We start from the raw sequence: 14480 nt of genomic DNA on the forward strand, positions 1-14480 counted from the left end.
CGGCGAGCTCACGCCCGCCATCACGCCTGAAGTGGGTCCCGCTGGCGGGCCAAGCCCGCTCAGTCCCTGACCTGGCCCGCACAACCGCTCCAGCGTCTGCGCGTGTCCCGGAGGTCAGGGGCCGCCTCGGCGAGCTGGCGCTCGCCTTCATGCCTGAAGGTGGTGTCGCGCCTACGGCGCTGAAACCGTCAGGTTCCTCAGGAGTCTTTCAGTCCGGGGACCTGAATAGACTTTCCCGCTGCGGCCACCCGGCCATCCTTGATACCTGGCAGGGCGGGGGCTTCACCCTGCGGGGTAATCGCCTTGATCTCCGCCTGAAAGAGCTTGCGCACCGAATCCTCACGGATCTCCTCAGCCATAGCCTGGAAAAGCAGATAGCCTTCTCGCTGGTACTCCACCAGCGGGTCACGCTGAGCCATTGAGCGCAGACCGATCCCGGACTTGAGATAATCCATCTCGTAGAGGTGGTCCTGCCACTTCTGGTCGATCACCGACAGCAGTACACGGCGCTCAAGCTGACGCAACGGTTCAGCGCCAACCTCTGCTTCCTTGGCCTCGTAGGCGATCTTGGCGTCGGAGATGATCTCTCTCTTGAGCAGCTTCGCGGAGAGCTGGTCGATCCCGCCGGCCTCCTCAATGAGATCCTCAATCTCAAGAGTGATGGGATAGAGGTCAGCCAATTCCTCCCAGAGGCCCTCCAGGTCCCAATCCTCAGAGGATGAGGCGATCGTCTTCTCATCGATCATCAGTGAGATCGCGTCCTCAATAAAGTACTGGACCTTCTCATGGACGTCGTCGCCCTCAAGGATCCGGCGGCGGTCGGAGTAGATGGCCTCCCGCTGGCGGTTCATCACGTCGTCGTACTTCAGCACGTTCTTGCGCTGCTCGGTGTTCTGAGACTCCCGCTGCTGCTGGGCCGAGGCGATGGCGCCGGAGACCATTTTGTGCTCCACCGGCACATCGTCGTCGAGCACCGAAGACTGCATCAGCCGCTGGGCAGCCTGCTGGTTGAACAGGCGCATGAGGTTATCGGTCAAGGAAATGTAGAACCTGGACTCTCCGGGGTCGCCCTGGCGCCCGGAACGGCCGCGCAGCTGGTTGTCTATACGGCGGGACTGATGGCGCTCGGTCCCCAGCACATAGAGACCCCCGGATGCCCGGACCTCCTCAGCCTCGTCCTCGGTCTCAGCCTTCGCACGGGCGAAGACCTCATCCCATTTCGCCTCATACTCCTCGGCCTGCTCCTCAGGATCGAGGCCGAGCTTCTCCATCTCGTGGACGGCCTTGAACTCAGCGTTGCCGCCGAGCATGATGTCGGTACCCCGGCCGGCCATATTGGTGGCCACGGTGACCGCGCCCTTGCGTCCTGCCTGCGCCACGATCGCAGCCTCACGCTCGTGGTTCTTCGCATTGAGCACCTCGTGGCGGATGCCCTGCTTGGCCAGCAGCTTGGAGAGGTACTCGGACTTCTCCACCGACTCTGTGCCAACCAACATCGGCTGGCCCTTGCGGTGCCGTTCGAGAATGTCCTTGACCACCGCATCGAACTTGACGACCTCATTGCGGTAGACCACATCGTTGTGGTCCAGCCGCTGCCGGGACCGGTTCGGCGGGATCGGGACGACGCCCAGCTTGTAGGTGGACATGAACTCAGCCGCCTCTGTTTCGGCGGTACCTGTCATGCCGGAGATCTTTGCATACTGCCGGAAGTAGTTCTGCAGGGTCACGGTAGCCCTGGTCTGGTTCTCCGGCTTGATGCGCACCTCTTCCTTGGCCTCGATCGCCTGGTGCAGGCCCTCATTGTAGCGGCGGCCTTTGAGGATACGTCCGGTGTGCTCATCAACGATGTGAACTTCGTTGTCAACCACCACGTAGTCGGTGTCGCGCTTGTACAGCTCCTTAGCGCGGATGGAATTGTTCAAGTACTGAATCAGCGTGGTGTTCTGGGTCTCGTAGAGATTCTCGATGCCCAAATAGTCCTCGACCTTGTCGATCCCGGTCTCCAACACCCCGACGGTGCGCTTCTTCTCATCGACCTCGTAGTCCTCCCCCTTCTTCAGGGTCTGGACCAGTTTCGCGAAATCGGTGTACCAGCGGGAGATATCACCGCTGGCCGCACCAGAGATGATCAGCGGGGTACGGGCCTCATCGATGAGGATGGAGTCAATCTCATCGATAATCGCGTAGTGATGCCCTCTCTGCACCAGATCGTCCAGCGAGGCGGCCATATTGTCCCGCAGAAAGTCAAAGCCGAACTCATTGTTGGTCCCGTAGGTGATGTCCGCGGCGTAGGCCTCACGCCGCTGAACGGGTTTGAGGTTGTTCACGATGACCCCGGTGGTCAGCCCCAGGAACCGATAGACGCGGCCCATCAGGTCGGCCTGGTACTTGGCCAGATAGTCGTTGACCGTGACCACATGCACGCCTTTGCCGGAGAGCGCGTTGAGGTACGCCGGAGCCGTGGCCACCAGCGTCTTGCCCTCACCGGTGCCCATCTCAGCGATGTTGCCCAGATGCAGGGCCGCGCCACCCATGATCTGCACATCGTAGTGGCGCTGCCCCAGAGTTCGGTCGGCAGCCTCCCGGACTGCGGCGAAAGTCTCTGGCAGCAGTGAGTCCAGAGATTCGCCCTCGGCCAGTCTCTCCTTGAAGCGCTCGGTCTCCTGACGCAGTTCGGCGTCAGAGAGTTCCTTGAACTCATCCTCTAGCAGGTTGACCGCATCGGCATAACCGCGCAGCCGCTTGAGGATCTTCTTCTCCCCGGTCTTGAGGACTTTTTCGAGCAGAGTGGGCATAAAGGCGGCGTCTCCGTGAGAGTGTCTACATCGTCAACATGCCAGTGTATGCCCGTAAGCCCGTCTGGGCTAACCTGTGACCCACCAGCGGGGCACTTCGACAGAGTGTGCCCCGCTGGTGAGACAGGACTCTAACCGACCTTCACGTGGGACAGCGTGGTCCCGTTGGAAGCTCGGTAGGGACGCTCCTCGGTCTCAGAGCTCTCCGCCTGCCGCTCCGGATCCAGCGAGATCACCCCGTAGGTCCACCCGCGGCGGCGGTACACAGCAGAGGGCTGGCGGGTTTCTGCGTCCATGTAGAGGTAGAAGTCGTGCCCGAGCAGCTCCATGGCGTCCACGGCGGCGTCGACGGTCATCGGTTCGGCAGGGAACACCTTTCGCCGGATGCGGATGGGCTCCTCCCAGTCATCGGTCTCCGGAGGGAGATCGTCGGCTGCCTCGGCATCGAGGACCTGCTCGTAGAGGGGGCGGTCGGGGTCCACCGGCGTCAGCCCGGCCAGGGCCTGGCCCACCGACTGGGCGGGCTGACCGAGGGTGCCGTTGCCGCGGGCTTTAGACTTCTTCTTGTCCCGGGTGCGGCGAAGCCGCTCACAGAGCTTGTCCCAGGCGATTTCGAAGGCAGCGAACTTGTCCTCGGACTGAGCCTCTGAACGGATGATCTTTCCACGGCCGATGACGGTGAGCTCCACGGTGATCGTGGTGTCGGAGCGGCGGTGAGCCTTGCTGCTGGAGACCTTGACCTCCATCCGCTGTCCCTTGTCCGAGAGCTGCTCGACCTTGTCGAGTTTGGACTCAATATGTTCTTTGAACGCTGAGGGGATGGTGATGTTGCGGCCGGTGTAGGTGGTCTGCAGAGTCATGATGGTCCTCCTTGGCGTCCGTCCTGCGGTTGTCACAACAACGGCTCGAGGACTCTGCGCTGAGCCCACCGTCGCTGCGATGGGTCTCTATTCTATGCACCCATACTTCACCGTATTCCGTCACCGCCGATTTCGGAAGTCCCGGTCCTCAATTCGTCGCTGAGCTGACGTGACTCCCCAAATAGGTTCAGCCTGAGGAGCCGCGGCCAGCACCGCAGCGCCATGGACCGCAGCCCCGGCGGCGGCCAGCAGACCATAGAGCCCGTGAAGTGTGGCTCCTGTGGTGAGCACATCATCAACCAGAAGCACATCAGCTCCCTGCAGCCGCGGCTGGCTCCCCGGGGCCAGGCCGAACTGTGACATGGCCTTCCGCCTCAGGACTTTGGAACGGCCCTTCTGCCCCGAGCGTCCTGGCAGGGCCTCCAGAACGCTCCCGGTATGCCGCAGCAGATGACCCGCCGGCGTGATTCCGGCCGGAAGCACCTGACCGGTCTCCGCCTCGCCGAGAAGCTCCTGCAGAGGGCTCCGCCCCCGCCGCAGCCGTGCCCGCGGCGAGGCCGGGGGCCAGATCAGCAGCGCCTCCGGCCTCGGGAGCACCGCACCTGCTGCCGCGCAGACAGCCCCTGCCAGCGCCGGCGCCAGAACACGGGACAGACGGACCCGCTCGTGATCCTTGAAAGCGACGACGACGTCGGCCACCAGTGTCCGGTAACGTGCAGCGCTGATCACCGGCAGCACATCCACACCAGTGCGGTCCGCCTCCAGGACGGGCAGCGCCTGAGCCCCGCCCTCGGCGCGGAAAGGCCGGCGCATCAGCAGCCGAAGATCATGGTGACAGTCTCCGCACAGGTCAGTGCCGGAGGCCCGGCAGCCCACGCACCATGTGGGAGCCACCAGGTCCGCTGTCTGATGGGCAGCGCTGCGCAGAGCAGCGCCTGCTCCGGAGAACCAGAGCCGGTCCAGCCCGCTCAGCAGTCGATTCCCACGTTCGGCCATCCCCTCAGCATGACGGAGGCGGGTCAGCAGCCGCCAGCCCCGGCCCAAGCCTGTGGAAAACGTGCTAGCCCGAGTAGCTCAGGTCCCGGACGTCGTCGTCTATCTCCTGCTGATGAGGTGAGTCCCCGACGAACTGCAGGATGCCGTAGTCCTGCTGCTCCAGGTACACCGAATCCCGCCCCTCTCCCACGGAGACATTCAGCACCCCCGTGACCGCTTCATATGGCGGTTCTGCACTGCCGGAGACATTGATCCGTTGCATGTACCTGGGCTCCACCTCGTCGTCCGAGTCCTGCGGCCTCCAGACGAACACCTCATCGTTATTCGACCAGCGGACCTCACCGATCTCTACCGCGTCGTCGGGGTGAAGACGGTGGTGCTGGCCCAAGCTCCAGGGAGCGCCGGCGGAACCCTCCCGCTGCACTGGAGCAATATAGAGGTTGCGCACCCCGGCATCGTCCACCACCAGTGCTGCGCGCGTACCGTCCTGGGAGATCCGCAGGGAGGTGACCTCCCTGCCCGCGATGAAGTCTGCGGTCACTGCCACGGAGCCTTCCTCAGGATCCTCATAGTTGAAAGCCCGGATGGTCGGCTCTCCGTCTTCATCGTGGGTCACCGTCCAGGTCCAGCCGAAGTTGTCCATAGACGGTCTGGTCATCGTCTCAGACTCCACCAGCAGCTCGGGCTCAGAGGCGTCGGTGCGCACGTGGTAGAGCGCGTCGAGATCGCCGGACATCACAGCGACCACCTCACCCTCAGCCTCGGTGGACACCGCAGGGAACCTGGGTTGGATCCCGCTGAGGTCGGGCATTCCCGGCACAGTGGAGGTGTCTGTGCTCAGCTGCCAGATCAGCTGGTCACCCTGCACTCCAATCTGCCGCTCCAAGGCGCTGGGGTCACTCTGGATCTGTGCAATCTGCTCGCTCTCCGGAACGTCGAGTGGATCCCCGCCCACGGTCAGCTCCACCCGGTGCACTGCGCTCAGCTGGTGCAGCGCCATGCTCAGCTGGTGGTGCATCAGCGCCAGCTCGTCGTCGCTGACTCCAGCGGTCAACGACGAGTCCAGTTCGACTGTGGCGACATTCTCGTTCACCGTCACCGAGGATGCGCCCACCCCGCCGTTCTCCTCCTCAGGCTCGCCGAAGGCGGAGATGACTCCAGGCGCCAGCCACGGCACGGGGCCTGTGAGCACTCGGTTGACCAGCTCCGTGGACTGGCTGGGCAGGTTGGGCAACCAGCGCACATCCGGGACTGCGTAGCGCCGCTGCGGATCGTAGAAATACAGCGTGAACTCGCTGTACACCATATCGAAGGCCACCTCGTCGAGGATCTTGGCATCGGGGGCGTTGCTGATCCGCCATTCACCGTCAACCTCTTCGACCTCAAAGGTCTCACTGGTGGGGTCGTTCGACCGGATGATGCTGCCGCTGCCGTCTACTCTCGCGTCCACATTCAGCTGCACGTTGTACACATACTCACCGGCAGCGTCGATGCTGATGTTCCCCTCGGAGTAGACCAGTGTCTGGTTCCGCGGGTCCCATTGGCCGGCGAACTCCTCGGTGAGGTACTCCCTGGCCACCGCGTGATCATCGGCGGCCCCTGCTCCTGCGTCGATGAACCCTTCGATGATGTCCTCAGGAGACGCACCGGGCTGCGGGGGCTGCGGATCCGGGCCGTAGTCAGGGGCCTCACGTTCTGACACCTCGGCAGAGCCCACCTCACCGTCAATGGGCAGGGTGGGCGCGCAGGCAGTGAGCACCAGGACAGATGTCACCAGTACACCGAGGAAGCGCCACACGCGGTCCCGCATCAGTGGCCACCGTTTCGGTAGAGAGCCTGCTCGGTGACCCTGTCGTGGGCGATCTCCCCGGTGATGAACTCTGCCTCTGCGCTGATCTGGTTGCGCTGATGGACCCCGTAGCTGGGCGGAAGCGGCAACGGGGAGGTTCCATAGGGAACCTCCTGGCGGCGCGGCAGCACCAGCCGGAAGCACGACCCCTGACCCTGCTGGCCCCAGGCGTCGAGACTTCCCTGGTGCAGCCGGGTGTCCTCTGTGGCGATGGCCAGGCCAAGCCCGGAACCACCGGTGCTGCGGGCACGGGCAGGATCCGCGCGCCAGAAACGGTCAAAGACATGGGCCACCTGATCGGGAGACATCCCCACACCATAGTCCCGCACAGCGACCGCCACCGCAGTGTCACTGGATTTCAGGATCAGGTCCACCGGCTGCCCCTCAGAGTGCTCGATGGCGTTGTTGACCAGGTTGCGCAGAATCCGGTCAACGCGGCGGCGGTCAACGTCGGCGATGAAGTCGCTGCTGTCCTCCGGCACCACCATGTGGAGTGCGACCCCGGCCCGCTCGGCAAGCGGTACCGCGGCGGTCAGCACATCCTCGGCCAGGGCCCAGAGGTCGACCTCGGAGAGCGCCAGCTCCGCTGCCCCAGCGTCGAAGCGGGACATCTCCAGCAGGTCGGCCAGAAGCGCCTCGAAGCGCTCCACCTGGTGGTGCAGCAGTTCGGTGGACCGCTGGCTGATGGGGTCGAACCCCTCTCGAGACTCATACAGCGTGCTGGCGGCCATGCTGACCGTGGTCAGCGGGGTGCGCAGCTCATGGGAGACATCTGAGACGAAGCGCTGCTGCATCTGGGAGAGGTGGGCCAGCTGGGTGATCTGCTCCTGCAGGGTGGAGGCCATCCGGTTGAAGGAGAGGCCCAGCCTGGCAATCTCGTCCTCGCCGACCACCGCCAGCCGCTGATCCAGCTGACCGTCAGCGATCCGCTCGGAGACTTCCGCCGCCTGGGAGACCGGTCTGACCACCGACCGCGCCACCCATGCGGCGATGAGCATGTTCATGATCAGGATGGCCGCCGCGGCGATGGCGAAGACCCGGAACGCGAGGTTGACGTTGTCCTGCACCGATGAGAAGTCGTAGACCAGGAAAATCCCATAGAGCGGGCCGGCGGGCATCTGGATGCTGACGCCGAAGGCCACCCCGGGCAGCACTGCGTTTTCTTCAGTCTGGATGCCCACAGGCTGCCAGTTCAGCCGCTCCGCCCCACTGGCCAGCACCGCATTGCGCAGCTCCGGGCTGATCACGTCCTGGGAAATCCGCTGAGTGGTCACCGGCATCACCGGAAGATGCTCAACGCCCTCCTCCAGGGGCATAAAGACGATATCGCGGCGCAGGGCCGAGGACCCGCCCACGTTGTCGAAGATCTCCCGCACCTCCTCCTCCACGCTGGCCGATTCGGAGGTTTCGATCACCTCGAATGACCTGCGGGCCTCGTCGAGCTCGGCCGTGGCCTCTGCCTGCACCTGGTCCATGCGCTCCTGGTAGAGGCCGGTGGTGACCTGCTGAACCAGAAAGTAGGCGATCAGCCCGGAACCGACCAGCGTGATCACACCGGTGAAGAAGACCGCCCGCATCATCAGCGAGCGCGCCCAGAACTTCGACAGCCTGCCTACTCGCCGCCCGAAGGTGATCTGCGGAACGGCAGCGGTAGCAGTGTCGTGGGCATCGTCTGCCGGCTGGCCCGCAGCGGACTCTGTGCTCTGGTCAGTAATGGTGCGGTACTCCTCAACCACCGGCCTTGTAGCCAATACCCCGCACCGTCTGGATGATCTCCGGGTTCTCCGGATCCTTCTCCACCTTCGAACGCAGGCGCTGGACGTGGACATTCACCAGCCGGGTGTCCGCCTGGTGCCGGTACCCCCAGACCTCCTCCAGCAGCATCTCCCGGTTCCACACCTGCCAGGGCTTCTTGGCCAATGTGGAGAGCAGGTCGAACTCCAACGGAGTCAGCGAGATCTTGGTGTCACCGCGGCGCACCTCATGGCCAGCCACGTCAATGGAGAGGTCTCCTATGGTCAACGTCTCCCCGTCGGGGCGGGCGACAGGTTCGGGGGTGCGCAGCCGCGCCCGCACCCTGGCCACCAGCTCAGCAGGCTTGAACGGTTTGGGCACATAGTCATCGGCGCCGGCCTCGAGGCCGCGGACCACATCGGCGGTATCGGACTTGGCGGTGAGCATCACGATGGGGGTGTCGGCCTCGTCCCGGAGCTCCCGGCAGACCTCGATGCCGTCTTTGCCCGGAAGCATCAGGTCCAGCAGCACAAGGTCGGGGTCAGCGGCCCGGAAGGCCTCCAGCGCGCCGTCGCCGGTGGCGCAGAAGGTGGGTTCGAAACCGTCATTGCGCAGCACAATGCCGATCATCTCGGACAATGCCTCATCGTCGTCGACCACTAGTATCTTGGCCTTCATAGGCTGGTCCTCCTTGCTCCTGCTGACCCGGGAGAGTGCGCCGCCGAAGACCCGCGCGCACCCATTGATCTCCCAGGATATATGAGGCAGTAGAGTTGTACCCGGACATGGGTGAGATCGTGGAGAAGCGGGGTGGCATGAGCACGACGACGACGCCGTCCGCGGTCGCTTCTGCCCGTCCAGGTGCGGTCTATCCGCTGCGGCCGCTGGCCCAGGATGAGGTCTTCATGGGTGCTTTCTCCGTGATCCGCCGCAATCCCAGGGCTGCTCTGGGGCTGCCTTTCCTGGCGTCGGCGCTGAGCTTTTTAGTCTCCCTGCTGCTTCTGATGGTGATGCCATCCGACGCCTATCTGAGGATGCTCACCGATCCGGCAGCGTTCGAGAACCAGGAGCTGGCGCTGGCGATGTTCACCGAAGGCGGGGTGGTGGTGATGATGATGGCCAGCTCCTTCGTCGGCATCCTGGTCATGGCAATCTCGCTGGGGCTGTTGGCCGTACCTGCCCTGCGTGCGGCCTACGGCCTGCCGACGACGCTGCGGCAGACGGTGGGCATGCGCGCCGGCCGGCTGGGCTGGCTTGTGCTGCACCTGGTGTTGCTGATGGTGGGCGCAGGCGTGGCGGGGGCGCTGGCGATGGCAGCCTCGGTGCTGCTGATCGTGATCACCATGGGCATTGGGCTGATCGTGGTGCTGCCGATGCTGTTCCTGCTGATGTGCTGGCTGACGGCCGGATTCATGTTCGGGCCCTTGCTGGTGGTCGTGGAGCGGCGCAACGCCTTCAGCGCCGTCGCCCGCTCCTTCGCCCTCAACCGAGGGCTGTGGTGGCGGCATATCGGTGCCGTCGCACTGGTGTACCTGATGCTGGGCGTGGTGATGCTCGTGACAGCCCTGCCCGTAGGGGTGGTCACAGGTGTGGGCGGTGAGATCGCCTGGCAGTCCCCCCAGGGTCAGGACGGGGTGCTGATGCTGGCGCTGCTGGGCCTGACCCAGCTCTACGACATGGTGCTCAACACGCTGCTCATAGCCCTTGTGGGCACCTTGATCAGCCTGATGTACCTCAACGCCCGATTCCGCCGAGAGGCGCTGGACGTGATGCTGCTGGACGCTGCCGGAACACCTACCGAGCTGCCGGCCTCCCCCGAGCACTTCAGCGCTCATCTGCGGCACGGCCGGACCGAGGAGCCCCGATGAGCCCCGGTTCCCTCACCGCTGAACTCTACGACCGTGACGGCGCCCGACGGCTGCTGGAAGAGGAGCTGCGAGACGGTGCCTATCAGCGCCCCTTCACCGGTCCGCTGCGCGAGGCGATCGACGAGGCGTTCGCCTGGCTGGGCGACCGTGTCTTCTCCATCGGCGGCTTCGAGGTGCCCTACGGGCCGCTGCTGGTGCTGGCTGCGGTGGTCGCCGCAATAGTGATCACCATCCTGGTGGTCCGCCCGCGCCTCCAGCGTGCCTCTGGTGTGGAGGAGGTGGTGGACATCGATCCGCAGGTGGAGGCAGAGCTGCTGCGCAGCCGTGCTTGGGAGCACGCCCAGGCCGGGAACTTCAACGCTGCAGCCAAAGATGCTTTCCGGGCTCTGGTGCGCGATGCCGAGGAGCGGGGCGTGGTGCCTGTGCAGAAGGGGCGCACCGCCACAGAGATCGCCAAGGCCCTCAGCACCTCCTACACCCTGCACGCCGAGGAGCTTCAGCAGGCTGCCGAGAAGTTCAACCGTTCGGCCTACGGCTCTGCGCGTCTGACCGAGTCCGACTACCACTATGTGAGTCGGCTGGATGTGCATCTGCAGACAGCCGCTCCTGGTTCAGCAGGTACAGCGAACGATCCTGCCCCGGCGGTGCCGCGGTGAGCGCCCCCACCGCGGCCTCAGCGCCTGCAGCCGTGCGCAGAGCAGCCTCCAGGTGGCAGTTCTGGATCCTGCTACTGGGCCTCGGGCTGGTGGTGGCCCTGGTGACTCAGCTGATCGAGACCGGCGACAGCGAGACCTACGGCACCGAGAACACCGACCTGGACGGCTATGCGGCCCTGAGCACTGTGCTGGAGGACCACGGCCTGGAGATCCAGCGCACCTACTCAGCACAGGCAGCCAGGGAGCTGATGGTCCGTGAGCCTGATGCAGGCGTCGTCGTTCTGCTCCGCGGGTTCCTGCCGGAGGACCGGTTCACCGAGGAACTGGCCGCTGAGTGGGAAGACGGCCGCGAGGTGCTGTGGATCAGCGAGCAGACCTGGCTGCTCACCGAAGTGCTGGACGGCGAGGTCAGCGCCGGGCCGCGCCTCCCGGCGGGGCCGGCCGGAACAGAAGAGACCGTGGAGGCCGGGACCGGCTGCGAGCACCCGGCGGCGCAGACCGCTGAGAGCCTCCGCGCCTCGGGGGGCTCGCTGCACACCGGCTCCGGCTGCTTCCCGGTGGGCGAGGATGCGTTCGTGCTCTCGGAGACCTCGCACGGGCTGATGTTCACCGCCCCGGAGGCTTTCACCAACCAGAACATCACCGAGCAGGGCAATGCGGCCCTGGCACTGGGCCTGCTGGGGGCGGGGACTGGCTCAGCGGATGCTGACAGCGTGATCTGGTACACCCCGTCGGGTGCCGACACGGTGGGTGCGGACCAGTGGGGCTCCCCGCTGGACTACCTGCCCGGATGGTTCTGGCCGCTGCTCTGGTGGCTGCTCCTCTGCGCTGCGGTGGCGCTTCTGGCCGCCGGCAGACGGTACGGACCGGTGGTCAGCGAACCGGTGCCCGTGGTGGTGCCCGCCGCTGAGGCCACCGTCGGAAGGGGCCGGCTGTATCAGCGGGCCAATGCGGTGGCCGAGACCGCCGAAGTGCTGCGCAGCGCTCACCTGCTGCGGCTGAGCAGGCTGCTTCGCCTGGGCCGCGGCGCGGAAGCTGGCCAGATCGCTGAGGCTGCCGCGCGGACCACCGGCGAGGACGCGAGTGTGGTGGCGGAGCCTGCGCGAGTCTCCACCCATGATGATCTGGTGACCTTTGCCCAGACCCTGGCAGGTCTGGAGGATAAGGTCACCCGAGCAGTACGAATGCAAAGGAGTTCTGAATGACCGGACACCCGCCTGAACACTCTGAACCCGCGGCTGATCCTCCGCAGGGTGCGGCCTCCGCTGATGAGCTGCGCGGCCGGCTGGCCAGGGTGCGCGATGAGGTCGCCAAGGCAGTGGTGGGGCAGGATGCTGCCGTCTCCAGTGTGATCATCGCACTGCTGGTCCGCGGTCATGTGCTGCTCGAAGGTGTGCCGGGGGTGGCCAAGACACTGTTGGTGCGCTCCATTTCCGCCTCCCTGGGGCTGGACACCGCCCGCGTGCAGTTCACCCCGGACCTGATGCCCGGGGATGTCACCGGTTCCTTGGTCTATGACTCCACCACCGGGGACTTCACCTTCCGTGAGGGGCCGGTGTTCACGAATCTGCTGTTGGCCGATGAGATCAACCGCACTCCGCCCAAGACCCAGGCCTCGCTGCTGGAGGCCATGGAGGAGCGGCAGGTCTCGGTGGACGGCGCGGCACGGGCCCTGCCTGACCCGTTTCTGGTGGCAGCCACCCAGAACCCCGTGGAGTACGAAGGCACCTACCCCCTGCCGGAGGCTCAGCTGGACCGGTTCCTGCTCAAGGTCGAGCTGGCCCTGCCTGAACGCGACCAGGAGATCGAGGTGATCCGTCGGCACGCAGAAGGGTTCAATCCCTCCGATCTGGCTGCCGCAGGAGTCAGCCCGGTGGCTGACCTGGCCGATGTGCTGGCCGCCCGGAAGTCGGTGAGCACTGTGCAGATCGCCCCAGAGGTCATCGGCTACATCGTGGACATCGCCCGGGCCACCCGATCGGCGCCCAGCTTCCAGCTGGGGGTCTCTCCCCGCGGCGCCACCGCCCTGATGAATTCGGCCAAGGCCTGGGCGTGGCTCTCGGGCAAGGACTATGTGACCCCCGACGATGTCAAAGCGCTGGCTCTGCCGGCCCTGCGGCACCGGGTGGCCCTGACCCCGGAGGCCTCCATGGACGGTGCCGGGGCCGATGACGTGCTGCAGGGCATCCTGACCTCCACCACCGTGCCCAGGTAAGCGCCGTGCTGACCTACCGGACCTTGTGGGCGGCCCTGGCGATGGCCGTGCTCGTGGTGCTCGTCCCCGGGTGGTTCTGGGTATGGTTGGGCCTGCTGGCGGCTGCCGTCTTAGTCGACTTTTTCGCCTGCGCCTCCCCCCGGAAAGTGCAGGTGGTGCGTGAGGAGACCCGGCCGACCCGGATCGGTGAGCAGGCCACGGCAGTGACCCGGCTGGAGAATCTGGGGGCCCGGGCGCTGCGCGGCTGGGCGAAGGATGGCTGGCAGCCCACCGCAGGGGCCCGCAACGGGCTGCAGCGGCTGCGGATCGGCCCTGAAGGTTCCGAGCTGATGCAGGTGCAGCTGGTGCCGCAGCGCCGTGGTCAGCTTCGCAGCGAACACCTGAGCATACGCTCAGTGGGGCCGCTGGGCCTGGCCGGCCGGCAGGTGGTGCACCGGGTACCGCATACCCTGCAGGTGCTGCCGGAGTTCGCCTCCCGCAAGCATCTGCCTTCCAAGCTCAGGCGGCTGAGGGAGCTCGATGGCGCCACCGCGGTACAGCTGCCCGGTGCTGGGACCGAGTTCGATTCGCTGCGCGACTATGTGCGTGGCGACGATGTGCGCTCCATCGATTGGCGCGCCACCGCCCGCCGCCAGGACGCGGCAGGTCAGCATCTGGTGGTGCGCACCTGGCGGCCGGAGCGTGACCGGCGGGTGATCCTCTGCCTGGACGCCTCACGGACCTCTGCTGCCCGGATCGCCGACGAGCCGAGACTGGACGCGGGGATCGAAGCCTCCCTGCTGCTGGGTGCGCTGGCCTCCCACGCCGGTGACCGGGTGGAGTTCCTGTCCTTCGCCCGGGAGGTGACCGCCCGGGCTTCGTCCTCCGAACGTGGCATCTTCCTCAATGTGCTCAGCACTGCGGTCTCCAGGGTGGAGCCGGCGCTGGTGGAGGCAGACTTCTCCCAGCTTCCCGGTGAAGTCTCGGCCATCACTGCTCATAAGTCCCTGGTGGTCATTCTCACCGCTGTGGACTCGCCCTCGCTGCATGAGGGCCTGCTGCCTGTGCTGCCGGCGCTGACTGCCAAGCACCGGGTCGTGGTGGCTTCGGTCCGCAGCCCCGAGCTGGTCGAGCAAGCGGCAGACCGGAGGACCGTCAGCGGGGTCTACGCCGCAGCGGCTGCCGAACGGTCCATCATCGAAGCTGAGGCGGCGGCGGCCGAGCTGGGCGCCATGGGAGTCGACGTGGTCCAGGCGGTGCCGGATCAGCTGCCGGCCGCCCTGGCCGACTGCTACATCAGGCTCAAAGCCACCGGCAAGCTCTGAGGCGGCAGGCGCTCCTCCTCACCAGGCTGTGCGTGCTGCCCGCGGCGGCGCGTCGTCGTGCTCTCCCAGCTCACGCCACACCACCAGCATCCACTGGCCGCGTATGACGCTAATTCACTCGGTGAGAGCCCGAATTAGCGTCATACGCGGCCAGTCAACGGGAGGAGGACGGGGATGGGGCAGGAATGCCAGCGCGGGCGACG

11 protein-coding genes are annotated in these 14480 nt (G+C 65.6%); 5 read left to right on the plus strand and 6 right to left on the minus strand.

The annotated features are described in order from the left end of the window. Positions 1–197 precede the first annotated feature (197 nt). The 6 genes from secA to mtrA form a co-directional block, all read right to left on the minus strand. Positions 198–2795 carry a preprotein translocase subunit SecA gene (gene secA, locus DVO78_RS06870; RefSeq protein WP_120004082.1) on the minus strand — a complete coding sequence of 866 codons (2598 nt, stop codon included), beginning with the start codon at positions 2793–2795 and terminating at the stop codon, positions 198–200. 131 nt (positions 2796–2926) lie between these two features. Further along, positions 2927–3655, minus strand: coding sequence for a ribosome hibernation-promoting factor, HPF/YfiA family (gene hpf, locus DVO78_RS06875; protein ID WP_120004083.1), 729 nt, complete (start codon positions 3653–3655; stop codon positions 2927–2929). Between the two features lie 120 nt (positions 3656–3775). Beyond that, the gene (locus DVO78_RS06880) at positions 3776–4651 is read right to left on the minus strand and encodes a ComF family protein (RefSeq protein WP_120004084.1); all 876 of its coding nucleotides are present in this window, start codon (positions 4649–4651) and stop codon (positions 3776–3778) included. A gap of 64 nt (positions 4652–4715) precedes the next feature. Then, the gene (locus DVO78_RS06885) at positions 4716–6461 is read right to left on the minus strand and encodes an LpqB family beta-propeller domain-containing protein (protein ID WP_120004085.1); all 1746 of its coding nucleotides are present in this window, start codon (positions 6459–6461) and stop codon (positions 4716–4718) included. Next, positions 6461–8251, minus strand: coding sequence for an MtrAB system histidine kinase MtrB (mtrB, locus tag DVO78_RS06890; protein ID WP_238385183.1), 1791 nt, complete (start codon positions 8249–8251; stop codon positions 6461–6463). Before mtrB ends, DVO78_RS06885 begins: the two co-directional genes overlap by 1 nt. Continuing rightward, a complete protein-coding gene (gene mtrA, locus DVO78_RS06895) occupies positions 8229–8912 on the minus strand; it encodes an MtrAB system response regulator MtrA (protein WP_120004087.1) in 684 nt (227 codons plus the stop codon). Before mtrA ends, mtrB begins: the two co-directional genes overlap by 23 nt. A 137-nt stretch (positions 8913–9049) precedes the next feature. On the opposite strand from mtrA, the gene DVO78_RS06900 reads away from it, so the two are divergent. Genes DVO78_RS06900 through DVO78_RS06920 form a run of 5 tightly spaced genes read left to right on the plus strand, consistent with a single transcriptional unit; the run spans position 9050 to position 14277 of the window. After that, positions 9050–10102: a hypothetical protein gene (locus DVO78_RS06900; RefSeq protein WP_157983901.1), complete on the plus strand. Its 1053-nt coding sequence runs from the start codon at positions 9050–9052 to the stop codon at positions 10100–10102. Continuing rightward, positions 10099–10758: a DUF4129 domain-containing protein gene (locus DVO78_RS06905; RefSeq protein WP_120004089.1), complete on the plus strand. Its 660-nt coding sequence runs from the start codon at positions 10099–10101 to the stop codon at positions 10756–10758. Before DVO78_RS06900 ends, DVO78_RS06905 begins: the two co-directional genes overlap by 4 nt. Continuing rightward, on the plus strand, positions 10755–11963 hold the full coding sequence (locus DVO78_RS06910) for a DUF4350 domain-containing protein (RefSeq protein WP_120004090.1): 1209 nt from the start codon (positions 10755–10757) through the stop codon (positions 11961–11963). Before DVO78_RS06905 ends, DVO78_RS06910 begins: the two co-directional genes overlap by 4 nt. Further along, positions 11960–12973: an AAA family ATPase gene (locus tag DVO78_RS06915; protein ID WP_120004091.1), complete on the plus strand. Its 1014-nt coding sequence runs from the start codon at positions 11960–11962 to the stop codon at positions 12971–12973. The genes DVO78_RS06910 and DVO78_RS06915 overlap by 4 nt, the downstream gene beginning before the upstream one ends. 41 nt (positions 12974–13014) lie before the next feature. After that, positions 13015–14277 (plus strand): DUF58 domain-containing protein, encoded by a 1263-nt coding sequence (locus tag DVO78_RS06920; RefSeq protein ID WP_120004121.1) that lies wholly within the window; start codon positions 13015–13017, stop codon positions 14275–14277. Positions 14278–14480: the final 203 nt, after the last annotated feature.

This window comes from Nesterenkonia muleiensis (assembly GCF_003600155.1).
GTDB classification, from domain to species: Bacteria; Actinomycetota; Actinomycetes; order Actinomycetales; family Micrococcaceae; genus Nesterenkonia; species Nesterenkonia muleiensis.

What these genes read in the sequence shown, in the direction of transcription:
- secA (WP_120004082.1), bottom strand. Translation starts at nt 2,795, where the DNA reads ATGCCCACTCTGCTCGAAAAAGTCCTCAAGACCGGGGAGAAGAAGATC.
- hpf (WP_120004083.1), bottom strand. Translation starts at nt 3,655, where the DNA reads ATGACTCTGCAGACCACCTACACCGGCCGCAACATCACCATCCCCTCA.
- DVO78_RS06880 (WP_120004084.1), bottom strand. Translation starts at nt 4,651, where the DNA reads ATGGCCGAACGTGGGAATCGACTGCTGAGCGGGCTGGACCGGCTCTGG.
- DVO78_RS06885 (WP_120004085.1), bottom strand. Translation starts at nt 6,461, where the DNA reads ATGCGGGACCGCGTGTGGCGCTTCCTCGGTGTACTGGTGACATCTGTC.
- mtrA (WP_120004087.1), bottom strand. Translation starts at nt 8,912, where the DNA reads ATGAAGGCCAAGATACTAGTGGTCGACGACGATGAGGCATTGTCCGAG.
- DVO78_RS06900 (WP_157983901.1), top strand. Translation starts at nt 9,050, where the DNA reads ATGAGCACGACGACGACGCCGTCCGCGGTCGCTTCTGCCCGTCCAGGT.
- DVO78_RS06905 (WP_120004089.1), top strand. Translation starts at nt 10,099, where the DNA reads ATGAGCCCCGGTTCCCTCACCGCTGAACTCTACGACCGTGACGGCGCC.
- DVO78_RS06915 (WP_120004091.1), top strand. Translation starts at nt 11,960, where the DNA reads ATGACCGGACACCCGCCTGAACACTCTGAACCCGCGGCTGATCCTCCG.
- DVO78_RS06920 (WP_120004121.1), top strand. Translation starts at nt 13,015, where the DNA reads ATGGCCGTGCTCGTGGTGCTCGTCCCCGGGTGGTTCTGGGTATGGTTG.